The 25,062-nt window shown below is 34.9% G+C and carries 19 protein-coding genes and 1 pseudogene; 15 read left to right on the top strand and 5 right to left on the bottom strand.

Annotated elements, in window-relative coordinates:
* The 3 genes from ACHRVX_RS07455 (at position 1) to ACHRVX_RS07445 (ending at position 2,771) form a co-directional block, all read left to right on the top strand.
* Positions 1-1,416 carry a sensor histidine kinase gene (locus tag ACHRVX_RS07455; protein WP_395331624.1) on the top strand — a complete coding sequence of 472 codons (1,416 nt, stop codon included), beginning with the start codon at positions 1-3 and terminating at the stop codon, positions 1,414-1,416.
* 10 nt (positions 1,417-1,426) lie between these two features.
* Entirely contained in the window at positions 1,427-2,209 is a 783-nt protein-coding gene (locus ACHRVX_RS07450; protein ID WP_395330808.1) for an enoyl-CoA hydratase/isomerase family protein, read from the top strand.
* A gap of 163 nt (positions 2,210-2,372) precedes the next feature.
* The gene (locus ACHRVX_RS07445) at positions 2,373-2,771 is read left to right on the top strand and encodes a hypothetical protein (RefSeq protein WP_395330806.1); all 399 of its coding nucleotides are present in this window, start codon (positions 2,373-2,375) and stop codon (positions 2,769-2,771) included.
* A 281-nt stretch (positions 2,772-3,052) separates the two neighbouring features.
* Here the strand turns inward: ACHRVX_RS07445 and ACHRVX_RS07440 are convergent, their stop codons facing one another.
* From ACHRVX_RS07440 to ACHRVX_RS07430, 3 genes are all read right to left on the bottom strand, one after another.
* Positions 3,053-3,706, bottom strand: a complete 654-nt coding sequence (locus ACHRVX_RS07440; protein ID WP_395330804.1) for a metal-dependent transcriptional regulator — start codon at positions 3,704-3,706, stop codon at positions 3,053-3,055.
* A gap of 93 nt (positions 3,707-3,799) precedes the next feature.
* Positions 3,800-5,668: an Nramp family divalent metal transporter gene (locus ACHRVX_RS07435; RefSeq protein WP_395330802.1), complete on the bottom strand. Its 1,869-nt coding sequence runs from the start codon at positions 5,666-5,668 to the stop codon at positions 3,800-3,802.
* Between the two features lie 74 nt (positions 5,669-5,742).
* Positions 5,743-6,135 (bottom strand): Fur family transcriptional regulator, encoded by a 393-nt coding sequence (locus ACHRVX_RS07430; RefSeq protein ID WP_394775009.1) that lies wholly within the window; start codon positions 6,133-6,135, stop codon positions 5,743-5,745.
* Between the two features lie 92 nt (positions 6,136-6,227).
* Here ACHRVX_RS07430 and ACHRVX_RS07425 point away from each other — a divergent pair, with 92 nt between their 5' ends.
* The 10 genes and pseudogenes from ACHRVX_RS07425 to ACHRVX_RS07380 all read left to right on the top strand — a co-directional run bounded on the left by ACHRVX_RS07425 (position 6,228) and on the right by ACHRVX_RS07380 (position 16,310).
* On the top strand, positions 6,228-6,581 hold the full coding sequence (locus ACHRVX_RS07425) for a MerC domain-containing protein (RefSeq protein WP_395330800.1): 354 nt from the start codon (positions 6,228-6,230) through the stop codon (positions 6,579-6,581).
* An 11-nt stretch (positions 6,582-6,592) separates the two neighbouring features.
* Complete coding sequence (locus tag ACHRVX_RS07420; RefSeq protein WP_395330798.1) at positions 6,593-7,504, top strand: NAD(P)/FAD-dependent oxidoreductase; 912 nt, start codon at positions 6,593-6,595, stop codon at positions 7,502-7,504.
* 259 nt (positions 7,505-7,763) lie between these two features.
* Positions 7,764-10,024 (top strand): annotated as a pseudogene (locus tag ACHRVX_RS07415) (TonB-dependent receptor domain-containing protein).
* A gap of 307 nt (positions 10,025-10,331) precedes the next feature.
* On the top strand, positions 10,332-10,796 hold the full coding sequence (locus tag ACHRVX_RS07410) for a thioredoxin family protein (RefSeq protein ID WP_395330796.1): 465 nt from the start codon (positions 10,332-10,334) through the stop codon (positions 10,794-10,796).
* An 18-nt stretch (positions 10,797-10,814) separates the two neighbouring features.
* On the top strand, positions 10,815-11,978 hold the full coding sequence (locus tag ACHRVX_RS07405) for a lycopene cyclase family protein (RefSeq protein WP_395330794.1): 1,164 nt from the start codon (positions 10,815-10,817) through the stop codon (positions 11,976-11,978).
* 306 nt (positions 11,979-12,284) lie between these two features.
* Positions 12,285-12,710, top strand: coding sequence for a metalloregulator ArsR/SmtB family transcription factor (locus ACHRVX_RS07400; protein ID WP_348079925.1), 426 nt, complete (start codon positions 12,285-12,287; stop codon positions 12,708-12,710).
* A gap of 142 nt (positions 12,711-12,852) precedes the next feature.
* Positions 12,853-13,263 (top strand): BrxA/BrxB family bacilliredoxin, encoded by a 411-nt coding sequence (locus ACHRVX_RS07395; protein WP_056247939.1) that lies wholly within the window; start codon positions 12,853-12,855, stop codon positions 13,261-13,263.
* A 201-nt stretch (positions 13,264-13,464) separates the two neighbouring features.
* Complete coding sequence (locus ACHRVX_RS07390) at positions 13,465-14,829, top strand: rhodanese-related sulfurtransferase (RefSeq protein WP_395330791.1); 1,365 nt, start codon at positions 13,465-13,467, stop codon at positions 14,827-14,829.
* Positions 14,830-14,838: 9 nt separating this feature from the next.
* The gene (locus ACHRVX_RS07385) at positions 14,839-16,080 is read left to right on the top strand and encodes a peptidase U32 family protein (protein ID WP_395330789.1); all 1,242 of its coding nucleotides are present in this window, start codon (positions 14,839-14,841) and stop codon (positions 16,078-16,080) included.
* Positions 16,080-16,310 (top strand): ferredoxin, encoded by a 231-nt coding sequence (locus tag ACHRVX_RS07380; RefSeq protein WP_395330787.1) that lies wholly within the window; start codon positions 16,080-16,082, stop codon positions 16,308-16,310. The genes ACHRVX_RS07385 and ACHRVX_RS07380 overlap by 1 nt, the downstream gene beginning before the upstream one ends.
* 31 nt (positions 16,311-16,341) lie before the next feature.
* Here ACHRVX_RS07380 and ACHRVX_RS07375 read toward each other — a convergent pair whose 3' ends face one another.
* Positions 16,342-17,313 (bottom strand): type IX secretion system membrane protein PorP/SprF, encoded by a 972-nt coding sequence (locus ACHRVX_RS07375; protein ID WP_395330785.1) that lies wholly within the window; start codon positions 17,311-17,313, stop codon positions 16,342-16,344.
* Between the two features lie 41 nt (positions 17,314-17,354).
* The gene (locus ACHRVX_RS07370; protein ID WP_395330783.1) at positions 17,355-22,802 is read right to left on the bottom strand and encodes a T9SS type B sorting domain-containing protein; all 5,448 of its coding nucleotides are present in this window, start codon (positions 22,800-22,802) and stop codon (positions 17,355-17,357) included.
* A gap of 410 nt (positions 22,803-23,212) precedes the next feature.
* On the opposite strand from ACHRVX_RS07370, the gene ACHRVX_RS07365 reads away from it, so the two are divergent.
* Together ACHRVX_RS07365 and ACHRVX_RS07360 are read left to right on the top strand one after the other, a co-directional pair.
* Positions 23,213-24,589 carry a stage 0 sporulation family protein gene (locus ACHRVX_RS07365; protein WP_395330781.1) on the top strand — a complete coding sequence of 459 codons (1,377 nt, stop codon included), beginning with the start codon at positions 23,213-23,215 and terminating at the stop codon, positions 24,587-24,589.
* Positions 24,573-25,052: a gliding motility lipoprotein GldH gene (locus ACHRVX_RS07360; RefSeq protein ID WP_395330779.1), complete on the top strand. Its 480-nt coding sequence runs from the start codon at positions 24,573-24,575 to the stop codon at positions 25,050-25,052. The genes ACHRVX_RS07365 and ACHRVX_RS07360 overlap by 17 nt, the downstream gene beginning before the upstream one ends.
* The last annotated feature ends 10 nt before the right edge of the window (positions 25,053-25,062 follow it).

Raw genomic sequence — 25,062 nt, 5'->3', positions numbered from 1 at the left:
ATGATTGTATTGATTGTTGTGGCATCTTTTTTATTAGCTTCTATTTCGATTATTCAGTTTAAAAATGAAGCCAAAGAATACCATCAGGAACGTCTTGAGCGCAAAGAAAATGCCGTAAAAGAACATATTAATTATGTGCTTTCTACAACAACTTATCCCTTAAAAACAGGAAATCTGGATTTAATTTTTAAAGATAAAATCCACGAATTAGCTCAGATTCATAAAATCGAAATCAATATTTATAGCCTTGACGGGAAATTACTGAAATCCTCCAAAGAATCTTTTGCAGTTGATAAAGTAGCGCCGCCAATTCCTGAATATATCCTGAAATTAGTCCGCTCCTCTATCGAAAAACGTTTTGTAGATATTAAAACAATCGATGGGGTGAAAAACAGATCATCGTATAGTTTAATCAAGGACGAAAAATTTAAACCACTTGGCGTTTTAAATCTCCCATATTTAGAAGATGACGGATATTACGACAACGAATTGAACACCTTTTTAATTCGGTTAAGTCAGGTATATTCGTTTATGTTAGTTGTGGCTTTTGCGTTGGCTTATTTCCTTTCTACCTATATTACCAAGTCACTTAAAACAATTTCAGATCGTTTAGAAGAAACCAATCTGGATCAGAAAAACGAGAAAATTGTGTTGGAAGCGAATAGCAAGGAAGTCAATTTCCTGATCAAGGCTTATAACGGAATGGTGGACAAACTAGAAACCAGCGCCATAAAACTTGCCCAAAGTGAGCGTGAAGAAGCATGGCGTGAAATGGCAAAACAAGTGGCACACGAAATTAAAAATCCGCTTACGCCGATGAGGTTGACCGTGCAGAGTTTTCAACGCAAGTTTGATCCAACGGCACCTGACGTAAAACAGAAATTAAACGATTATTCTGAAACTTTAATACAGCAAATTGATACGATGACGGCAGTTGCTTCGGCATTTTCGAATTTTGCTTCGATGCCGGCACAGCAAAATGAAACCTTAAATGTGGTTGAAGTTGTTGAATTAGCTTTAGATATTTTCAACGAAGATTATATCACTTTTGAAAGTGAAGAAGAAGAAATTATCTCAAAAATGGATCGTACGCAATTGATCCGTGTCATTACAAATCTGGTAAAAAATGCAACTCAGGCAATTCCGGAAAGTCAGTTTCATAAATCGATCGTTGTTACTGTAAAACGCAGCGACAATAATGTAGAGATTGCCGTAAAAGACAACGGAATTGGAATCCAGAAATTAGATACTGCACGCATTTTTGAGCCAAAATTTACCACCAAAACAAGTGGAATGGGACTTGGACTCGGAATTATAAAAAACATTATCGAAAATTACAAAGGAACAATTACCTTTGAATCAACTTACGGAAAAGGAACCACTTTTACAGTTTCCTTGCCTATCACAAACTCATAAACCGACCGTCATGAACTACGAAAATATTTTAATCTCAATTGAAGAAAAAATTGCGACCGTAACCATTAACCGACCTACAAAACTAAATGCTTTAAATAAAGCTACTATCAGCGACTTAAGTAAAGCAGTAAAATTATTAGGTAAAAATGATGATGTGCGTGTGATTATCATAACCGGAAGTGGCGAAAAAGCATTTGTTGCCGGAGCGGATATTTCGGAATTTGCCAATTATACCGTTGAAGAAGGCGCGCAATTAGCTGCCGAAGGACAAGAAAAGTTATTTGATTTTATCGAAAACTTAAAGAAACCCGTAATTGCAGCCGTTAACGGTTTTGCATTAGGTGGCGGATTAGAATTATCAATGGCGTGTCATTTCAGAGTCGCTTCAGATAATGCTAAAATGGGATTGCCGGAAGTAACTTTAGGATTAATTCCGGGTTACGGAGGAACACAGCGTTTACCACAATTAGTAGGCAAAGGCCGTGCGATGGAAATGATCATGACCGCAACCATGATTTCCGCCGAAGAAGCCAAACAATACGGATTAGTTAATCACGTTGTGCCACAAACTGAACTTTTAAGTTTTACAACTCAAATTGCTCAAAAAATCATTAAAAACGCTCCTTTTGCAATAAGCAAAGCGATAAAAGCAATAAATGCTAATTATAAAGACGGTAAAGATGGATTTGATACCGAAATAAAATCATTCGGAAAATGCTTTGGAACGCAGGATTTTAAAGAAGGAACAACAGCGTTTTTAGAAAAACGTAAAGCTGAATTTACAGGAAAATAATTTTCTTAACCGCAAAGTTCGCAAAGATTTACGCAAAGGACACAAGGAAATTAAAAAACTTAGCGAACCTTGCCTAAATCTTTGCGAACTTTGCGGTTAAATAAAAACAAAGGTTTTAAAAACTTAGAACCTTAGCATCTCAAAACCTTAGAACCTTAAAAAAATGTACGAACCTATATTTGCTCTTTTTTGCGAACGTGTCAAAGAAAGCATTCAAGCCGGTACTTTTGCCAAACTTACTTTAGCAAAAACCATTGGCGATACCGAGATTAAAAACATCTATTTCCGTTTGGCGATAAATGAAGATAATACCTATTCAATTGCATTAACAACCCGCTATAAAACTGAAGAAATCGAAAGCACTCATACTTTAGATGAAGCTTTAATGCTATTGGGAACCTATATCAAAAATCCATTTTTAACAGCATTGTTATTCACAACAGTTAATGATGTGACATTTAAAGTAAACAAGAAAAATGCAGGAAGTATTGTAGAACAAGAGCCAACATTCAAGAATGCATCTCCGGTAATGCTGGAAATGATTGAGAAGGGGATTGTTTAATAATGAAGGGATTGGTTTTTAGGAGCTAATCCCGCACCCGAGCCTGAAAGTGCGAACTGGCGAAGCAATTCGTTCCAATCTTTTGTGCCGAACCCCGGCACAAAAGGATTTCCACTTCTATCGGGGCTATGGCTTTCGATTTCGAAAGAATGTTTATCGCCGAGTTTGTCAGAAATGACAATATTGTGTTATTTTCGACGGATTAATACTTCCTAAATCAAAAAAGTAAAACCTTCGTGAACCTCTGTGTAATTCTTAGTGAATCTCCGTGAAACATCCCTCTAAACCAGCTTCACAAACAAATTCGAAGCAATTTTATTCGAAATCGACAATTCGCGACCATCAATTTTAATCCTAACAGATAAGTCGAACGATTCTTTAGATAAAAGTTCGATTTGCGAACCTAAAGCAATTTCCTGCTTGTCCAGATATTTCAAAAATTCAGATGAAGTATCTTTTACACCCACACAAACTCCCGTTTGATTCTCAGTTAATTCAGAAAGTAAGTATTTCTCGATCTTAACAATTCTTCCATTCGCATCCGGAATTGGGTCACCATGCGGATCTTCTGTCGGATTTCCAAGAAAATCATCTAAACGATTAATCAATTGCTCCGATTTAATGTGCTCCAGTTGTTCCGCAATATCATGAACTTCATCCCAGGAAAAGTTTAATTTTTCGACTAAAAACACTTCCCATAAACGATGTTTACGAACAATCATCTTGGCAGCAAGTTTTCCATTTTCAGTCAATGAAACACCTTGGTACTTTTTATAATTCACTAAATCTTTTTCAGACAGTTTTTTAAGCATATCCGTCACCGATGAAGCTTTTGTTTCCATCATTTCCGCAATAGCGTTCGTACTTACTTCTGAATCATTGGAAGTAGTAAGATGATATATCGATTTTAGATAATTTTCTTCTGAAAAGGTCATTTTTTTTCTTTTTGAGGGACAAAGGTTCAAAGGGGCAGAGGTTCAAAGCAGAAAACCTTTGTCCCTTTGTAACTCTGCACCTTTGTGCCTAATTTATTTAACAATCAACAAAGGTATTGAAATTTTATGTCTCAATTTGTCTACGGTTGTTCCAAATAAAATATCTTTTAATCCAGTGTGGCCGTGGGTTCCCATAACTAAAATATCAAAATTTCCCTCATTGATAATCTTCGGAATCACAGTGTTAGGTTTTCCGAAACCAAGTTCTGTTTCAATTCTGAAGCCTTTCTGCGAAAGCATCTCTTTATATTCCATTAATAATTTTTCGTCAATAGTGGTTTCGTGATCGTCAACGTGACCTCCGTACATTAATGCGCCAACAGTTTCTACAATATGAATTAAGGTGTACTGCGCATCGATTCCGCCTAATTCAAAGGCGTTGTTAAGTGCAGCTTCATCGGCTTTGGAAAAATCGACTAAAATGGCGATGTTTTTCTTGTTGTAGGCTTCTTTCGGCTCGTATTTTAGTTTTAAATTATGAGGGGAATGATTGTCAATATTTGATTTGGCTCGCGCGATAAAAGGCTTAAAAACAATGTAAAGGAGTAAACCCAAAAAGCCAAAAGCAAGCGGAACAACAGTAAGCCATAGAATGATGGGATGACTTGCAGCTTCAAGCCACGAGCTAATTTCGTCGTAAACCAATTTTGCATTTAGTGAAACAATGATCAAAGCGATAATCCAGGCAACAATTTGAGTAGTTCTGGAAATATGAAATCCTTTCATTTTTGATTTATCGCTCACAAAGTGAATCAACGGAATAATAGCAAAACCTAATTGTAAACTCAAAATCACCTGACTTAATATCAATAATTTTCCTGTTATACCGTCTCCATAAATCAAAATCACGACAACCGCCGGAACAATGGCGATTAAGCGTGTTATGATTCGGCGAACCCAAGGCTGGATGCGTAAATTCAAATAACCTTCCATTACAATTTGCCCTGCTAAAGTTCCCGTTACAGTCGAACTTTGTCCTGCCGCAATCAAGGCAACTGCAAATAAAACAGGCGCCCATTTGGTACCCAATAACGGTTCCAGAAATTTATGCGCATCCTGAATTTCGGCAACTTCAAACATTCCGTTTCTGTAAAATGTGGCCGCTGCCAAAATTAAAATGGCAGCATTGACAAAAAAGGCGAGGTTTAAAGCAATAGTCGAATCTATGAAATTGTATTTCAACGCTTGTTTGATTCCTGCCGGAGTTCTGTCGAATTTACGGGTTTGTACTAATGATGAATGTAAATATAAGTTGTGCGGCATTACCGTTGCTCCAATAATCCCTATGGCGATATACAAAGCAGCAGAATTGGGTATCGAAGGAATAAGTCCATAAATTACTTTATCCAGTTCCGGTTCTGCAAAAATCATTTCAAATATGAAGGAGAAACCTATAATCGCAACCAAAACAATAATAAAAGCTTCCATTTTACGAATGCCTTTATTGATTAAGAATAGTAATAAGAATGTATCTAAAACGGTAATTAAAACACCTTCGATTAACGGAATATCAAAAAGAAGATTGATTCCGATTGCCATTCCTAAAACTTCGGCAAGATCACAGGCTGCAATTGCAATTTCTGCCAAAAAGTATAAAATATAATTAATGAACTTCGAATATGTTTCTCTCGAAGCCTGTGCTAAATCGCGTTGTGTAACGATTCCAAGTCGGGCACTTAAACTTTGCAGTAACAAAGCCATTAAGTTACTCATTAACAAAACCCAAAGTAAGGAATATCCAAATTGACTGCCTCCCGCAATATCTGTGGCCCAGTTTCCCGGATCCATATATCCTACGCTTACTAGATATGCAGGACCTAAAAAGGCTAATATTTTTCTGAAACCCGTTTTTTTATGTTCTGTTGCAACCGATTGGTGAACTTCTTCTAAAGATTTACCCATTGTAAAAATGTTGTTTTAACAAATATATAGAAAAATTACATTCGCTCAACAATATTTTTAGACAAGTCTAAATCCTAATTGTTAGAATTTAAACAATTTGGACACAATCCTGATAACGTAAAGTTTATATCGTTGACTTTATAATTGTGCGGAAGGATATAACTCGGCTTCACATTTTCAAGACAAGTTATTTCCAGACATTTTTCACAGCTAAAATGGGCGTGATTATGAATGTGTACACGTTGGGCATGATGATGGCATTTTGCATATTTTACGGTACCGTCAAGATTTACGATTTTATGTACAATATCATCATTGACGAGGCGGTCTAATATCCTGTAAATTGTTACGCGATCACATAAATCTCCTATTTGTTTTTGAATTTCTGTATGCGACAGAGCTGTTTTAGATTTACCAAATATCTCTAAAACGGCCGTCTTTGCTGCTGTATTGCGTGTTGTTTTCATTTTCCTAAATTAAAATATTATCGCAACTTTGTTGCAATTAAAATAAAACTCTATATTTGCAACAAAATTGCATTAAGCAAATATACTCAAAAATGAAGAAAACAAACACACCCTTTTACGATATTTTAGGAATTTCGAGTGCCACAGTTTGTTTGGTTCATTGTTTAATTTTTCCGCTTTTAACAGTTTTGCCATTGGGCTTAAGTCACAATTCTTTTATTGATTTGTTTTTTGCTACACTGGGACTTTTTGCCATTTTCAAAATTATAAAGAAAACCAGTCTTTTAGTATCATCAATCTTAATTATTTCAATGGCTTTAATCTGGATGAGTGTTTTAACGGAACTTTTTCTGGATATTCATCTTGATCTTATTTTTATTGGAGGAGTTGGAATGATCATCGGACATCTTCTAAACTATAAATTTCACAAAAATAAAAATCATTAAACATTTAAATTATGATAAATAAAAATAAATATGACGTTATCATTATCGGCGGTAGTTATAGCGGACTTTCGGCAGCAATGAGTTTGGGGCGTTCGTTGCGACACGTATTGGTTATTGATAGTGGGTTGCCTTGTAACAGACAAACACCGCATTCGCATAATTTTATTACACACGATGGTGAAAAACTAGCTATTATTTCGGCTAAAGCTAAACTTCAGGTAGAGTTTTATGATACAGTTGAGTTTTATCAGAGTCTCGCAGTAAGTGCCGATAAAACAGATATTGGTTTTGAAATCAAAACCGAATCAGGAAAAGTATTCAGTGCTAAAAAAGTATTGTTCGCAACTGGTGTAAAAGATTTACTTCCTGAAATCCCTGGCTTTGCTGAATGTTGGGGAATTTCGGTTATCCATTGTCCATATTGTCATGGTTATGAAGTGAAAAAAGAGAAAACGGCTGTTGTTGCAAATGGGGATATGGGTTTTGAATATGCGAAAATGATCTCGAATTGGACAAAAGATTTAAGATTAATTACAAACGGAAAATCAACTTTGACATGGGAACAAACACAGATTCTGAAGAAGCATAATGTTGAAATTATCGAAGATGAAATTGACGCGATAGAACATCAAAACGGAAATGTTCAGAATATTATCTTCAGAAATGAATCAAAAATAAGTGTAAAGGCTATTTATTTCAAAGCTCCCTTTAAACAACATTGTACTTTACCTGAAACCTTAGGCTGTGAATTGACAGAGCAGGGGTTGTTGAAAGTAGATGGATTTCAAAAAACTACGGTTCCCGGTATTTTTGCTAGCGGTGATTGTCATATTCAGGCGAGATCTGTTGCGATGGCGGTTTCTTCAGGTTCTTTTGCGGGAGCCATGATTAATAAGGAAATTATCGACGAGGACTTTGTCTAGACTTTTTTTAAACACATAGAAACATAGTTATTGCAACCGCTTAAAAGAGGCGTTTGACTTTTGCATCAATTCACATGTTTTGATATGTTTTAGAGATCGAGCTTTCTTTTTAATTACTAAAATAAGATACTAACCTATATTTCTATGTGTTAAAACAACTCCAAAGTATTGAATTAAAGCATTTATAAAAGTTTTTAGCTTTAGAAACATTATTTATCAAATTTAATTTTTAGTTTTGTCTAAATTTAATTTTATAATAATGAAAAAAGTATTTTTGATATTGCTTTTGTTTAGTTTGCAGTTTTTGTTTGCTCAGGAAACATCAAATATTTCTGGATTTATATCAGGTGAAGGTCATAAATTACAATTAGTAAGCGTTCATTTGTTAGGAACAAGACATAAAGCGGTAACGGATAGTTTGGGATATTTCAAGTTAGAAAATGTTGCCGTTGGAAATTATACTATTCAGGTTTCTCAAATGGGTTTTCAGACTCTAAAAAAAAAATAGAAGTTATTAAAGACTCCATTCAATCTTATGATTTTGAATTGACTGATAATGAAAATCAACTTAATGAAGTTGTAGTTTCCGGAACTCTAAAAGCGGTAAAACGATTAGAAAGTGCTGTTCCGGTTGAGGTTTATTCACCGGTTTTCTTTAAGCGTAATCCAACTCCAAGCATTTATGAAGCACTTCAAAATATCAACGGCGTTCGGCCACAACTTAATTGCGGTGTTTGTAATACTGGCGATATTCACATAAACGGATTGGAAGGGCCTTATACTTTGGTTTTAATTGACGGAATGCCAATTGTGAGCAGTCTTTCAACAGTTTATGGATTATCAGGGATTCCGAATTCTTTAGTGGAACGGATCGAAATCGTAAAAGGTCCGGCGTCTTCTTTGTACGGAAGTGAAGCAGTTGGTGGTTTAATCAATATAATTACCAAGAACCCAACGAATGCACCGCTATTTTCTGTTGATGTATTTTCGACAACTTATTTAGAAACGAATGTCGACTTAGGAATGAAATTTAGTCCGACTAAAAAATCAACGACACTTTTGGGAATCAATTATTTCGATTACAATCAGGTGGTGGATAAAGACAAAGATGGTTTTACAGATGTAACGCTTTCTGAAAGGATTTCGGTATTTAATAAATGGAGTTTTCAAAGGGATAATAATCGCTTGTTTACAATTGCAGCACGTGGAATGTATGAAGATCGCTGGGGCGGAGATGTTCGATGGGATAAAAAATACCGAGGTGGAGATGAAATTTACGGCGAAAGTATTTATACGAAAAGAGGGGAACTGATTGGAAGTTACCAATTGCCTTTTGAGGAAAAATTAATGCTTTCGTTCTCCGGAAATGTCCATTATCAGGATAGTCGGTACGGAACTACATCATATATCGCGAATCAGAAAATTGGTTTTTTGCAATTGACCTGGGATAAAAAATTGGGTCGGAATGATTTGCTTGCCGGAATTGCTACCCGATATTCGTATTACGATGACAATACAACCGCAACAAAAGAAGCAGAAAGTACCTGGCTGCCGGGAATTTTTGTTCAGGATGAAATTACACTTTCTCCCAAAAGCCAGGTTTTATTAGGAATGCGTTACGATTATAATTCTATTCATGGTTCTATTTTTACGCCGAGAGTGGCTTACAGATGGAAGAAAAATGAAAATACCATTTTCAGATTGAATGCAGGAACCGGATTTCGTGTCGTGAATTTATTTACCGAAGATCACGCAGCGCTCACAGGTTCCAGAGATGTTGTCATAAAAAGTGATTTAAAACCGGAACAATCTGTAAATGCAAATTTGAATTATATTCAGAAAATCAACTTTACAAACGGCACTTTTATTGGGATCGAAACCACGGCTTTTTATACCAGATTCAGTAATAAAATTATATCTGATTATGAAACTGATCCAAACAAAATTATTTATGATAACATAAATGGTCATGCAATCAGCCAGGGAATCAGCACAAATATTGATGTCAATTTTCCAACAGGATTAAAAATGATTGTGGGTGCGACTTTTTTGGATAATAAAAATGTGGAAAACGGAGTTTCTGAAACACCTTTTTTGACGGAGAATTTCACAGGAACCTGGAGTATTTCGTATAAACTAGAATCTTTAAATTTATTACTGGACTATACAGGTAATCTTTACAGTTCGATGAAATTGCCTTTGCTGAGTGATTTAGATCCCAGAAGCCCGAAATCACCTTGGTACAGTATTCAGAATATTCAGTTTACTTACTTTGGATGGAAGAATTTTGAACTTTATGGAGGAATAAAGAATTTATTGAACTTTACGCCAAAGCAGCATAATCCGTTTTTGATTTCGAGAACAAATGATCCTTTTGATAAAAATGTGCAATATGATGCGGCTGGAAAAGTTTTGGTTACTCCGGATAATCCATATGGTTTGACATTTGATACGACTTATGTCTACGGACAAAACCAGACAATTCGTGGTTTTTTTGGGTTGAGATATACTTTGAGGTGAGTTTATGTTGATTTTTAAACACATAGAAACATAGTTTTTGAAACTGCTGAAAAGACGTTTCACTTGACATCAATGCACATAGCTATGTGAATAAGCAGGCTTTCTTTGACATTCTTAACAAGCAAAAGAAGTCTATTTTGCTATGTGTTTAAAATTTACGCAATATTATATTGATGAAACAGTTTTTTTTGCCACGAATTGTCCGAATTTACACTAATTTAATTCGTGATAATTTGTGGAATTCGTGGCAAACTTTTTTATAATAATCATTTTTATCCTTTTAATCTGTGACAAAAACCAACACAAAATGAAAAAGCTAATCTTACTTATAATCTTCTTCGGAGTAACTTCAACAGGATTCTGCCAGCTTAAAAGCAAATCTTTTGAGGAAGTAGATAGTTTGCAATACTTTCAGAAGAAGAAAATAATTGTTTTCATTCATACCGATTGGTGTCAGTTTTGCCAAAGAATGAAAAATACGACTTTCAAGAATGAGGAAATAATGGAGAAACTGAATTCCCATTTTTATTTTATTGATTTTAACGCCGAGTTAAAACGAGATATCACATTTAATAATCAGACTTTTAACTATAAACCATCAGGAAATAATGTTGGCGTTCATGAACTAGCTTTAGAATTAGGCACAATCAATAATCAAATTGTTTATCCTGTTTTGTGTGTTTTGAATGAGAAAAACGAAATCATATTGCAGTACAATAATTATCTAAGTCCAAAGGATTTTAAATTGCTTTTAGAAAAACTGGAACAATAAAATTTCCTATTTTTGAGGATGCAATCTTCACAAATCAAACACTTCGATTACATTTTTACCGGAACAGGTTTAGCTGCTTTAATGGCCGTTTATAAAATAATATTGTCAGGCAAGTTTACTGACAAAACAATTTTATTATTAGATGAAGAGGTAAAAAAGACCAACGACAGAACGTGGTGTTTTTGGGCAAAAGAAGAAACACTTTGGAATTCTATAATCTTTAAAAAATGGAATTCGGCTTTATTTGCCAATGAAAATTTTAATCGTGATTTAGAGTTAAAGCCTTATCAATACAATCAAATTCGGGGATTAGACTTTTACAGTTTTATTTTTAAATCCATTTCAAGATATTCTAATATTACTTTTCTTAATGAAAAAGTGACCGATATTAACGAATTAGAAACTCATGTTTTTGTTGGAACAGAAGCCAATCGATATACATGTAATTATTTATTCAATAGCATTTATACGAAAGCTCTAGCTTTAAATCAAACGAAATACCCGGTTTTACAACAACATTTTGTGGGCTGGTTTATAAAAAGCGAAACTGAAATCTTCAATCCTGAACAAGCCACTTTTATGGATTTTTCGGTGGAACAGCGAGGAAACACCCGTTTTATGTATGTTTTGCCAACTTCCAAAACCGAAGCTTTAGTTGAATATACGTTATTTTCAGAAGATCTTCTTCCAAAAGAAGAGTATGAAAATGAGATTCAAATTTACTTAAGAAATCTCGGAGCCGATCAATATCAAATTATGGAGAAGGAGCAAGGCAGTATTCCAATGACTTGTTATCCTTTTTGGAAAAAAAACACTAAAAGAGTTCTGAATATAGGAACTGCCGGCGGCTGGACAAAAGCAAGTACAGGTTATACATTTAGAAATTCAGATAAAAAATCTTCCCAATTAATAAAGTTTCTTCAGAAAAATTCTTCAACTAAAATGTCCTCCTTTCATAAAAGAAATAAATTCTGGTTCTATGATTTATTGCTTTTGGATATTCTGCATCAGCATAATGAATTGGGAAGCAGCATTTTTTCTTCTTTATTTAAAAAGGGAAATCCGGCTTTGATTTTCAAGTTTTTAGATGAAGAGACTACATTTACAGAAGATTTGAAAGTAATTTTAAAATGTCCAAAAATGCCGTTTATTAAGGCTTTGTTTCGGGTAATGTTTAAGTGATTTTTTTCACGCAGATTTATTTTGGATTTTTTTAATAGAGGTTTCAAATAAATAATCTGCTCAACCCGCCAAATTTGCTTGCAATTTCTTCATTAACTATTATCGTAAAAAATAGTGGATACCTTTAGAATAGTATTTTATGTGAAAAACACGAAAGCAATATTATTAAGTAAAAAATGTCTTATTCTTTTATTTTAAGAACTTCTAGAGGTCATTTTAAAGTCATTCAACATCTAATTTTGTTTATTGAAAACAAAGTAGATCTGATGTAATCGTTCATTAACGATAATGATTAAATTGACCAATATGGGAGTTACTAAACACTTAAATTTTGATATAGAAACAAAGGCGATAGGAAAAATTTGTAAAGCACTTGGGCATCCAACCCGAATTCAGATTATGACCCTTTTATGGAGAAGAAATAATAGAACTTGTGGTGATATTGTTGAATTAATTCCGTTGGCACAATCGACAATATCAAAACATTTATTAGAATTAAAAAAGGCAAATCTGGTCAATATAAAAAACGACGGAAAGAAAATAATCTATTCTATCGACGTTCATAATATAGAAATACTTAAAAAATATTTGACGAGTTATCTTTCGACTATAGAAATTGACGAAAAAAGTAAAACAACTGTTTTGACTACCAGACATAAAATAAGCCGAAACCATCATTTAAAGGAACACAATTATCAATTTTCTCATAAAAAAATACAGGAGGCAATTTAGATATTTCGGAGTTATCTACGCCAATTTTGTTCATTCGAAGATTTACAATCGAACTATAACAAAACTTTATACTTGAAATTAAGTAGTTGCGAGTAAACTTTGTAACTTTGCAATTCAAAAGTAAAATTTAAAATAAAGAAATATGTATCCAGAAGAAATGGTAAAACCAATGCAAGCTGAATTAACGGTTGCAGGTTTTCAAGATTTACATAGTGCTGACGCTGTAGATAATGCTATCAAAGCTGAAGGTACCACTTTAGTTGTTGTAAACTCTGTTTGTGGTTGTGCTGCTAGAAATGCACGTCCGGGAGCAAAAATGAGTTTAGAAGGTGCTAAAAAACCAGATCATTTAATTACAGTTTTTGCAGGTGTTGACAAAGAAGCTGTTGATGCTGCAAGACAACATATGTTTCCTTTTCCTCCATCATCGCCATCTATGGCATTGTTTAAAAACGGAGAATTGGTTCACATGTTAGAGCGTCACCACATTGAAGGTCGTCCTGCTGAATTAATCGCTGAGAACCTGCAAGATGCTTTTAACGAATTCTGTTAATTAGGTTCAAAGAATCAAAGGTCCAGAGGTACAAAGATTTTAAAAAGCACTATAGAAATATAGTGCTTTTCTTTTTTATTGTCATAAAGCCTTCGAGCCATCCTACTCTGAACCTTTGCAACTATTAAAGCCTTTGTAACTTTGAACCTTTTTCATACCTTTGCACCTCAAATAATTTCTCAACTTAAATTAGTTTATAGCATGCAACTGTACAACACTTTAAGCGCAGAAGAAAGAGCCATCATGATTGATGATGCCGGGAAACAACGATTAACGTTGTCTTTCTATGCTTATGCGCAAATTTCAAATCCAACCCAATTTCGTAATGACTTATTTTTAGCTTGGAATCCGCTTGGGGTTTTAGGCCGAATTTATGTGGCCCATGAAGGAATCAATGCTCAATTGTCACTTCCGGCAGATCATTTCTATGAATTTAAAGATACCATAGAAAAATATGATTTTATGAAAGGGATTCGTTTGAATATTGCGGTTGAGCATGATGATCATTCCTTTTTGAAATTGACTGTAAAAGTTCGGGATAAAATTGTAGCAGATGGTTTAGATGATGAAACTTTTGATGCTACAAACATCGGAATACATTTGAAAGCCAAAGAATTCAATGATTTATTAGAAGATCCAAATGTAATTGTGGTGGATATGCGTAATCATTATGAAAGCGAAATTGGTCATTTTACACAAGCAATTCGACCAGACGTTGATACTTTCCGCGAAAGCTTACCAATTATTGAAGAGCAGTTAGCAGAGCATAAACAAGACAAGAAATTGTTGATGTATTGTACAGGGGGAATTCGTTGCGAAAAAGCAAGTGCTTACTTCAAACATAAAGGTTTCGAAAATGTATATCAGCTTGAAGGAGGAATTATTGAATATACGCGTCAGGTAAAAGCAGAAGGTTTAGAAAGTAAATTTATTGGAAAAAACTTCGTGTTTGATCATCGACTGGGCGAAAGAATCACAGACGATATCGTTTCGCAATGTCATCAATGCGGAAAACCTTGCGACGTACATACAAATTGCGCGAACGAAGGTTGTCATTTGCTTTTTATTCAATGTGAAGAATGTGCTCAGGCAATGGAAGGCTGTTGTTCTGCAGAATGTGTTTCGGTAATTCATTTACCGGAAGAAGAACAAAAAGCTATTCGACGCGGCATTAAAAACGGAAATATGATTTTCAAAAAAGGAAAATCAGATGTTTTAACGTTCAAGAATAATTTGGATCCATTGGCAGCGGTTCCAAATCTTACTGATTTAGTGAAATCTAAAACTTCGGTTAAGAAAGAACCAAAAATCAAAAAACAATATATCGGGAAAGGAACCCACTTTTTTCCAAAACCATCTATTGGTCAGTTTTTAATTGAAGAAAACGAAATCAAAGTTGGAGACACCGTTTTAATCAAAGGTTCAACAACCGGAGAACAAAAACTGATAATCGAAAAGATGTTTGTAAATGATATCGAATCTGAAAAAGCAGTTTCAGGCGATACATGTACATTCCAAATACCATTCAGAATAAGATTGTCGGATAAAATCTATAAAGTTTTATAATAATTTATCATGACATTTAATCACAAAATTGAACTTATGGCTCCCGCCGGGAGCTTTGAGTCGCTTCAGGCTGCACTCGATAATGGCGCAGATTCTATCTACTTTGGTGTAGAACAACTCAACATGCGCGCGCGTTCAACGGTGAATTTCACTATGAATGATTTGCAGGAAATTGCTAATCGCTGCGAAGCCAAAAACGTTCGAAGTTACCTGACTTTGAACACAATTATTTATGATCATGATTTATCTGTCGTAAAAATATTGTTGAACAAAGCAAAAGAAGCCAATATCACCGCAGTTATTGCATCTGACCAGGCAGTTATTGCAATGGCAAGAAGTATTTCAATGGAAGTTCATATTTCTACTCAATTGAATGTAACAAACATTGAAACTATTAAATTCTACAGCTTATTTGCAGATACGATGGTTTTAAGTCGCGAATTAAGTTTACGCCAGGTAAAAAGTATCACAGATCAAATTGCGAAAGAGCAAATTAAAGGTCCAAACGGAAATTTAGTTGAAATTGAAATCTTCGGACACGGAGCTTTGTGTATGGCGGTTTCAGGAAAATGTTATTTGAGTCTTCATTCTCATAACTCTTCTGCAAATCGCGGAGCGTGTAAACAAAATTGCCGTAAAAAATATACCGTTATTGATCAGGAAACTGGTTTTGAAATCGAATTGGATAATGAATATATGATGTCGCCTAAGGACTTATGCACTCTGGATTTTCTGGATCAGGTGATAGACTCGGGAATTCAGGTTTTAAAAATTGAGGGTCGAGGCCGAGCACCTGAATACGTGGCAACAGTAATAAAAACCTATCGACAAGCCATAGATGCTTATTATGAAAATTCATTTTCTAAAGATAAAATCACCGTTTGGATGGAAGCTTTAAATACCGTTTACAATCGTGGTTTCTGGTCTGGTTATTATCTGGGTCAGGAATTAGGAGAATGGAGTGATATTCCCGGATCTGCAGCGACACAAAAGAAAGTGTATGTGGGTAAGGGAACGCATTATTTCCCGAAAGCAGAAGTTGGTCAGTTTAAGATTGAAGCTTACGATATAAAAATTGGAGACAGAATTCTGATAACCGGACCAAGCACGGGAGCGCAGGAAATGATAATCGACGAAATGTTTGTAAATGATCTTGTATCTAAAAAAGCAAAAAAAGGGGATGATTGTACTTTTAAACTGCCTTTTAGGATCAGAATGTCTGATAAATTATATAAAATTGTAGAGGCTTAATGGTTATAATAACTTTACAAAGAGATAAATGCATCGGATGCAATTACTGTGTTGAGATGGATCCGGTGCATTTTCAAATGTCTAAAAAAGATGGTAAATCGGTTTTACTTCATTCTCAGAATGCAAAAGGATTTTATACTTTAAAATCACAAAATCATGCTATTCTTGAAAGTTGTGAACTGGCAGCAAAAGTATGTCCTGTAAAAATTATTACGGTTAAAGAGACTTAGTGTGTAATTCTACACCAAGTCTAAATGGTAATTAGTAATGTACAGGGCTTTGTGTACAAGAACAATTACTAATTCCTCCTAAAAAATCAATTCCTATAGTAATAACATGTGTTCCTGAATTGTAGGCTCCAAGTTGGTTCAGTGAGGCTTGGTAAGAATATCCAAAGTAGAAATCATTTTTTTTAAATCCTGCCATTGGTCCAACCATTAGAGGTTCTAAAAACTGATCATTCAGGAAACGATAAGAAATACCAATCCAAAAATAATCTTCATACCGATTATATTGTCGGTACTTAAAATTAAAATCGGTACTGGATCGCTTGTCACTGGCAAACATTTGATAATAAACCGAGGGTTCAAACTCAACTTTGTTAGTGGCGCCTTTAAAAGTATATCCTGTATACAATTGATAATTGCGAAGCAAACTGGGCTCAATTCCTCTAAATTGATCTATTTTTTTGTCTAATATATTACTTATGTTTAAGCTCAAAAAATAACCTTTATTTCTGTATAACGCCCCAATATCGAAGTTGTGGTTGGCTGTATATCGGTCATTAGTAATACCGGGATCAGGTGTGGGATTTTCATAAGTAGGTTTAAATTCGTTGACGTCAATTTTAAAATTATTAAAATTGTAGGATATTCCCAGCGACAAATATTGCTTTGAATAATAATCCAAAACTAAATGATGTGCAAAAGATACTTTGCCTCCCATTTGTTTTGTATAACCATTGCTGTCATTGTAAAGTGAAATTCCTATTCCGGAACGGTCCAAAACCCTAAAATCCGCATATAATGACTGATTGTCCGGGGCATCTTTAATGCCAACCCATTGTGTTAATCCATTGGTTCTTATTCTTAAATTATCACCAATTCCGGCATAGGTTGAAGATATAACAAATGGGTTATCTGCTAAGTATTGTGTAAAAACCGGTAAATTTAACTCTTGGCTGTAACCTGAAGTTACAGCCATAAGTACTATTGTTATTATGAATTTTTTCATTGTATTGTAAGTTTTTGATAACATAATTATATTATTATTAGTTATCTGTAAAGAGTGAAGTGCCCAACAAACTCTCTGTTGTCCTTATTGTCATTTAGTTTAAATACATACCAGTAATCACCTGAAGACAGTTCTGTACCATTATATTTTCCATCCCATTTTTGACCGTACTTATAATTGCCTATGATGCGGCCATATCTGTCAAAAATTGAAAACGTTAGGTTTTTGTAGTTAACACTGCATCCAGGTCCCCATTCATCATTTATACCATCTCCGTTTGGAGTAAAATGATTTGGAATACAAACATCTATATATTCAAAATATCTTGATGCAGAAGCTGTACAGCCATTAGAATCTGTAACAGTAACAGTATAATTTCCGGATTTATATATGATTAATTTGTTTAACTGGTTATTAGATTCATCTTGAAATGTGTATTGATAAGTACCGCTGCCGCCAATAGCGGTTGCTACAATTTCATTTAATTCGCCATTAGCTAAATTTAAAGTTAGAGGTTGAATATCATCGATTATAAAGGATTTTGTAGACTGAATGCAACCGTTTAAATGTCTTGCCTTTATCGTATGTATACCAGGTGAAATATTTGTAAAGACATTTTTTGCCTGATAAGTACCGCCATCAAGAGCATAATCGACATCTGTCGTATTTGTAATGTTTTTATTAATATTTACAGTTGCAGAGTTTGGTGAATTATTATTCAGACAGCTATAATCTACAGTCACAATTGGATCGATAGAGATCATTTTTGGAATAATTATCTCAAGATCAGAAGTGCAATTTAGAGCGTCTTTAATATATACTTTATGTGTGCCACCATCAAGATTTGTAAATGTATATTCAGTTTCTGATATTTGCAGATATACTCCTTTATCATTGTCGAGACTTAATTGATAAGGTCGGAATCCGCCATTAATTTCTATTCCAAAGGATGCATTTTTATCTCCTGCACATAATTCAGAGAATATACTGTTTGGTAAAATTGAAGAAGTTAAGGAGGTTGATACCGTTAAGTTCAATACCTGATCTGCGGTACATCCGTCATTTGTTATTCTGATTCCGTTTTGCGAAGTTGAATACACAGTTTCGTTAACTGGCCATGTATAGGTTGCACCTGCACAGATAGACTCTGTAGTTATAATATCTGAAGGTTTGGTTCCTACAGTCAGATTCAATACCTGATCCGCCGTACATCCGTCATTTGTTATTCTGATTCCATTTTGCGAAGTTGAATATGTTGTGCTGTTTTCGGCCCACGTGTAAGTTTCCCCGAAGCAGATGTTTTCATTAGTTACAATATCTGCCGGTTTTGCTCCAACAGTCAGGTTCAATACCTGATCTGCCGTACATCCGTCATTTGTTATTCTGATTCCGTTTTGTGAAGTTGAATACGTTGTGCTGTTTTCAGTCCACGTGTAAGTTTGCCCGAAACAGATGTTTTCAGAAGTTACAATATCGGCAGGTTTTGCCCCAACGGTAAGATTCAATACCTGATCTGCGGTACACCCGTTATTTGTTATTCTGATTCCGTTTTGAGAAGTTGAATACGTTGTGCTGTTTTCAGTCCACGTATAGGTTTGCCCGAAACAGATGTTTTCAGAAGTTACAATATCGGCAGGTTTGGTTCCTACAGTCAGGTTCAATACCTGATCTGCGGTACAGCCGTCATTTACAATTTTCAGTCCGCTTTGTGAAGTTGAATACACCGTTCCGTTAACTGGCCATGTATAGGTTGCACCTGCACAGATAGACTCTGTAGTTATAATATCTGCGGGTTTTGCCCCAATAGTCAGATTCAATACCTGATCTGCGGTACAACCGTCATTTGTTATTCTGATTCCATTTTGCGAAGTTGAATAGGTTGTGTTGTTTTCAGACCAGGTATAGGTTTCCCCGAAGCAAATGTTTTCAGTAGTTACAATATCTGCAGGTTTTGCTCCAATGGTCAATACCAGTTCCTGATCTGCAGTACATCCGTCATTGATTTTAGAATATGTTCCTGCAGTTGTATAAGTTTCATTATTTACACTCCAGGTATAACTTTGTCCCGAGCATATTGAAATTGGCGTGCTGATTGTTGCTGGTTTTGCTCCAATGGTCAATACCAGTTCCTGATCTGCGGTACATCCGTCATTGATTTTAGAATACGTTCCTGCAGTTGTATAAGTTTCATTATTTACATTCCAGGTATAACTTCCTCCCGAGCATATTGAAATTGTTGTGCTGATTGTTGTTGGTTTTGCTTCAATAGTCAATACCAGTTCCTGATCTGCGGTACATCCGTCATTTATTTTAGAATACGTTCCTGCGGTTGTATAAGTTTCATTATTTACGCTCCAGGTATAACTTCCTCCCGAGCATATTGAAATTGTTGTGCTGATTGTTGCTGGTTTTGCTCCAATGGTCAATACCAGTTCCTGATCTGCGGTACATCCGTCATTTATTTTAGAATACGTTCCTGCGGTTGTATAAGTTTCATTATTTACACTCCAGGTATAACTTTGTCCCGAGCATATTGAAATTGGCGTGCTGATTGTTGTTGGTTTTGCTCCAATGGTCAATACTAGTTCCTGATCTGCGGTACATCCGTCATTGATTTTAGAATACGTTCCTGCGGTTTTGTATGTCTCATTATTTACATTCCAGGTATAACTTCCTCCTGAACATATTGAAATTGTTGTGCTGATTGTTGTTGGTTTTGCTCCAATAGTCAATACCAGTTCCTGATCTGCGGTACATCCGTCATTTATTTTAGAATACGTTCCTGCGGTTGTATAAGTTTCATTATTTACACTCCAGGTATAACTTTCTCCCGAGCATATGGAAATTGGCGTGCTGATTGTTGTCGGTTTTGCCCCAATGGTCAATATCAGTTCCTGATCTGCGGTACATCCGTCATTGATTTTAGAATACGTTCCTGCAGTTGTATAAGTTTCATTATTTACGCTCCAGGTATAACTTCCTCCTGAGCATATTGAAATTGGCGTGCTGATTGTTGTTGGTTTTGCTTTGATAGTAAAATCTACTGGTGTTCTTGTAGAATTTGCTATTCCGTTGCTTACATAATAAGTTGTTGTTCCAGCAGTATTTGTATCAGCTAAACCAGATCCTGCTACTCCAACAGGGTTAAATGAATTTCCCCATCCAATAGGATTTCCTCCCGTACTTGTGGTGTACCAATAATTTAAAGTATCTATAATAAATTCTCCTCCTGACGGTGTAGTTACCGTCCAGGTATAATCTCCGTAAAAATCTGTTGAACCAGCATAATTTGGTGGATACATGGTCGATACCAAGGTATAAGTAACTCCTGCATCAAGATAGGTAATTAACCGGGGATTTGTTCCAGGCCCATCATAATTACGGTCTCCTATTATATAAGTGCCTTCACCAGAACATGTGCCAGGTGTAAAATTCCCACTGTAGATGTAGGCGACACCATCAAGAACTTGATCGGCCATTTTTAAATTATAAATACCCGACTGAGTTACTCTAAAAGTTGTTGCAGTGTAGTTTCCCTTAGCGTAGTTAATGAAAGAACATATCTTAGGGTTTGACTGAATCACGGGAAAAAATGCACGAGGATCTGTTGCTGCATTCCAATATCCTGAAAATTGGGTAACCCTTTGGCTGGAGTTAGTAACGGTTAACTCACCACTACCACCTTTACAAATAATAACTCCCTCAACTTTTGGGTTTACGGTTAGATTTAATACTTGATTAGCTGTACAATTATCTTTTTCAATAGTAAGTCCTGATTGTGAAGAATTATAACTGACACCATTTGCTGGCCAAGTATAATTTTGGCCCCAATTTATTGTTACATTGGTTATAACAGGACTGGGCTTAGGAGTAATTTCTACCAACATTTCTTTACTACCTGAACATAATAAATTTTTATTGTTAGAGATATCAACTCCAGTTTGAGCAAAGCGAATTCTGTATGTTGTTGTTTGTGCTAATGCAGGAGTCTTATATTGTATTGAATTTGCTGCTGGAATATCAATCCAGTTTGTTCCATTTAATTGTTGCCATTGATAAGTATATCCAGTAGCTTTTTCGTTTTGTGCAGTTAAGGTAACGCTTTCGTTTGCGCATACTTTATTGTTATCTGTCGAAATTGTTAAAGACGGTACGCAAATACTAAAAGAAACATCATCAAATGCAACGTCATTTCCATTGGTATTAGTATCTGCCTGAGCATTACTAACCCTAACAGTTATTGTGTCAAGTCCTGAAGGAATTGTAAATGATAATGATAATTCATTCCATAAAAGTTCAGTTGGTTGACTTAATTGTAATTCATCAGAAGTGAATGATTTTATAACTGATTGGTTTAAGGGGTTTATCAGGTCAATTTTAACCTTTGGTTTAATGCTGTAGCCTTGATATGCCGTAGAAATAAGATTTGTGGCATAAATGGAAAAAGTAACCAGGCTTCCGGAACAAAGCTCAGAATATTTCTTTTCATAAAAAACACTTCCCAATGTAGTATTAGCATCGAATACCAACATATACCCATTTCCATTTTTGCCTGTAGTATGATCTCCTCCAGATGACCAGGAGCTATTGGCCTGATTGGCGTTTTTCATTAAACTATAAGAATTTGGTCCCACGCCTCCAGATGGTGAAAAATTATAATTAGTAGTAAAATCACTTGTAGAAGGTTTTGATCCTCGGTCAGAAACTCCTGAACCAAAATCATCTTTTAAGACTGTTTGCATTTCTCCCTCGCAGGTTAAACTAATAACATCTTCTAAAATGGTAAAATTTACTGGCGTTCTTAAAGAATTACCAGTTCCATCACTGACATAATAAGTTTTTGTACCAGCAGTATTTGTATCTGGTAAACCAGAACCAGGTACACCAACAGGGTTAAAAGTATTTCCCCAACCAATTGGATTTCCCCCTGTACTTGTAGTATACCAGTAATTTAAATTGTCTAATAAAATAGTTCCGCCATTAATAGTCCAGGTATAATCTCCAACAAAATCTGAATTACCGGTAGTAAATTTCGTTGATATCAATGTATAAGTAACTCCGGCATCTAAATGGGTAATCAATCTGGGAGGTTCTCCCATGCCGTCGTAATCATCGTCTCCTATTATATAAGTACCACCGCCAGAACAGGTGCCGGGAGTAAAATTTCCTTTAAAAATATAAGCCATCCCATCAATACTCGTTGAGTTGGTCATTTTAAAATTATAAGTACCTGACACATTTACTTTAAAAGTCGTTGCGGTATAGTTTCCTGAGGCAGTTGTAGAGAATTTGCAAACAGGGGAATTTTTCAAGTATGCAGCAGAAAGACTTTCAGGTATAAATGCCCGAGGATCTGTAGCAGCATTCCAGTAACCTGTAAAGCTTGTTACATTTGATGTAGAAGTAGTAGCAGTTAATTCGCCACTCTCACCTTTGAATATACTTACACCTGTAGTTATGGTATTTTGAGCTGTGATTTTAAAACTCATAAAAAATAAAATAACAACTAGTGTTAGCTTGATACAATTAAGCTTTTTATAAGTAGTGTTTTGCATATGGAAACAATTGAGATGTTAATGAAATTTTGTATGATAAAAACCAACTTTAAAGATTTTTAAATAAAAAACTATATTTATTATTCTTTTAAATTGCTTGAAATGAGTTTGTTATGTGTGGTTTTATTTTCTGTTTCTAAATAATTTGCAAAAGTCATATGTTTAATTAGTTAAACTCACCACTAGAAGTTTTAAAAATGATAGATTAGGGGATATTTAAGCCATTTTGGTTTTTAACAGCCCTTTAGTTTTAATGATAAAAAGCAAACTAAAAAAAATACTATCTTTACAAATCAAATGTTTATGAACTTAAGTTGCTTTTATGCAACACTACATATATAATTATGGCATGTACAAGTTGTTCAACCTCAGATGGTGGCGCACCAAAAGGTTGTAAAAATAATGGGACCTGCGGCACCGATAGCTGCAATAAATTGACTGTTTTTGACTGGCTCGCGAACATGAGTCCGTCTAATGGAGAGGCAATTTTTGACTGTGTTGAGGTTCGTTTTAAAAACGGACGCAAGGAATTTTTTAGAAATTCAGAGAAATTAACGTTAAGTATTGGTGATATTGTAGCAACTGTTGCGTCACCGGGACACGATATTGGGATTGTTACTTTGACAGGCGAATTGGTAAAAATTCAAATGAAGAAAAAAGGTGTCAATCACGAGAGTAACGAAGTACCTAAAATATACCGCAAAGCATCTCAAAAAGATATAGATATCTGGTCAGTCGCGCGTGATCGTGAGGAACCAATGAAAGTTCGTGCGCGTGAATTAGCGATTCAACATAAGCTTGAAATGAAAATCTCTGATATTGAATTTCAGGGAGACGGCTCAAAAGCCACATTTTATTACACAGCAAATGACAGGGTCGATTTTAGACTTTTGATTAAAGATTTTGCTAAAGAATTCAGTACAAGAGTTGAGATGAAACAAGTTGGTTTCCGTCAGGAAGCAGCTCGTTTAGGCGGAATTGGTTCTTGTGGACGTGAACTTTGCTGTTCGACCTGGTTAACAGATTTTAGAAGTGTCAATACTTCTGCGGCACGTTACCAGCAGCTTTCATTAAATCCTCAAAAATTAGCCGGACAATGCGGGAAATTAAAGTGTTGCTTAAATTATGAGCTTGATACTTATATGGATGCACTGAAAGATTTTCCTGATTATGACACTAAATTAGTGACTGAAAAAGGAGATGCAATATGTCAGAAACAAGATATTTTTAAAGGATTAATGTGGTTTGCATACACTAATAATTTTGCAAACTGGCATGTTTTGAAAATTGATCAGGTAAAAGAAATTATTGCAGAGAATAAACTGAAAAACAAAGTTTCATCATTAGAAGATTTTGCTATTGAAGAAATTTCAGAGCCTGAAAAAGACTTTAATAATGCAATGGGTCAGGAAAGTTTAACTCGTTTCGACCAGCCAAAAAGAAAGAAAAAACCAAATCGTAAACGCAAACCAAATGCGGAAGCAGCGATTGTGGCAACTCCAAATAAAACGCCTGTAATTTCTAATCAAAATAAACCTCAGGCAGCTTCAAATCAAAATAAGCTTGCAGGAAACGGAAATCCGAATCCAAATCCAAATAAAGGAAACAAACCTAATAATAACAAGCCAAATCAAGCGAACAAACCTAAAAATTCGAATGATGCTAAACCGGCTGAACCTAGAAAACCTATAATTATTACTAAAAATGAGAATAAAAAATAGCGGGATTCTTCTTTTGGTGGCAATACTTCTTTTTTCATGTGATAAAAAAAGAGTATTTGATGAGTACAAATCTGTTGGAAGTGCATGGAACAAAGACAGTATTGTAACTTTTGACCTGCCAGTTTTAGATTCAACCAAAAAATACAATTTATTTATAAATTTAAGGGACAATAACAATTATCCCTTCAAGAATTTGTTTTTAATTGTGGCTATTGAAACACCAAGTGGTTTCACTAAAGTAGATACTTTAGAATATGAAATGGCAAAACCGGACGGAACATTACTTGGAAATGGCTTTACTGACATAAAAGAAAGTAAATTGTTTTACAAAGAAGATGTAAAGTTTAACGGAAAATACAAAGTACACATTAAACAAGCCGTTAGGGAATCAGGAAAAATTCCCGGGGTTCAGGCTTTAGATGGTATTACAGATGTAGGTTTTAGAATAGAACAAAAAGATTAGAAAAATAGTT

The organism is Flavobacterium sp. FlaQc-47 (genome assembly GCF_044006475.1).
Taxonomy (GTDB): domain Bacteria; phylum Bacteroidota; class Bacteroidia; order Flavobacteriales; family Flavobacteriaceae; genus Flavobacterium.
Note: the sequence above shows the minus strand (reverse complement) of the source record. Positions and strands in the feature narration are given on the sequence as shown.

Bases quoted from the DNA above. Each gene is read 5' to 3' on its own strand.
- ACHRVX_RS07400 (WP_348079925.1), top strand. From the start codon at position 12,285: ATGGGAGTTACTAAACACTTAAATTTTGATATAGAAACAAAGGCGATA.
- ACHRVX_RS07405 (WP_395330794.1), top strand. From the start codon at position 10,815: ATGCAATCTTCACAAATCAAACACTTCGATTACATTTTTACCGGAACA.
- ACHRVX_RS07365 (WP_395330781.1), top strand. From the start codon at position 23,213: ATGGCATGTACAAGTTGTTCAACCTCAGATGGTGGCGCACCAAAAGGT.
- ACHRVX_RS07370 (WP_395330783.1), bottom strand. From the start codon at position 22,802: ATGAGTTTTAAAATCACAGCTCAAAATACCATAACTACAGGTGTAAGT.
- ACHRVX_RS07375 (WP_395330785.1), bottom strand. From the start codon at position 17,313: ATGAAAAAATTCATAATAACAATAGTACTTATGGCTGTAACTTCAGGT.
- ACHRVX_RS07430 (WP_394775009.1), bottom strand. From the start codon at position 6,135: ATGAAAACAACACGCAATACAGCAGCAAAGACGGCCGTTTTAGAGATA.
- ACHRVX_RS07435 (WP_395330802.1), bottom strand. From the start codon at position 5,668: ATGGGTAAATCTTTAGAAGAAGTTCACCAATCGGTTGCAACAGAACAT.
- ACHRVX_RS07445 (WP_395330806.1), top strand. From the start codon at position 2,373: ATGTACGAACCTATATTTGCTCTTTTTTGCGAACGTGTCAAAGAAAGC.
- ACHRVX_RS07410 (WP_395330796.1), top strand. From the start codon at position 10,332: ATGAAAAAGCTAATCTTACTTATAATCTTCTTCGGAGTAACTTCAACA.
- ACHRVX_RS07385 (WP_395330789.1), top strand. From the start codon at position 14,839: ATGACATTTAATCACAAAATTGAACTTATGGCTCCCGCCGGGAGCTTT.
- ACHRVX_RS07380 (WP_395330787.1), top strand. From the start codon at position 16,080: ATGGTTATAATAACTTTACAAAGAGATAAATGCATCGGATGCAATTAC.
- ACHRVX_RS07425 (WP_395330800.1), top strand. From the start codon at position 6,228: ATGAAGAAAACAAACACACCCTTTTACGATATTTTAGGAATTTCGAGT.
- ACHRVX_RS07390 (WP_395330791.1), top strand. From the start codon at position 13,465: ATGCAACTGTACAACACTTTAAGCGCAGAAGAAAGAGCCATCATGATT.
- ACHRVX_RS07420 (WP_395330798.1), top strand. From the start codon at position 6,593: ATGATAAATAAAAATAAATATGACGTTATCATTATCGGCGGTAGTTAT.
- ACHRVX_RS07395 (WP_056247939.1), top strand. From the start codon at position 12,853: ATGTATCCAGAAGAAATGGTAAAACCAATGCAAGCTGAATTAACGGTT.
- ACHRVX_RS07450 (WP_395330808.1), top strand. From the start codon at position 1,427: ATGAACTACGAAAATATTTTAATCTCAATTGAAGAAAAAATTGCGACC.
- ACHRVX_RS07455 (WP_395331624.1), top strand. From the start codon at position 1: ATGATTGTATTGATTGTTGTGGCATCTTTTTTATTAGCTTCTATTTCG.
- ACHRVX_RS07440 (WP_395330804.1), bottom strand. From the start codon at position 3,706: ATGACCTTTTCAGAAGAAAATTATCTAAAATCGATATATCATCTTACT.
- ACHRVX_RS07360 (WP_395330779.1), top strand. From the start codon at position 24,573: ATGAGAATAAAAAATAGCGGGATTCTTCTTTTGGTGGCAATACTTCTT.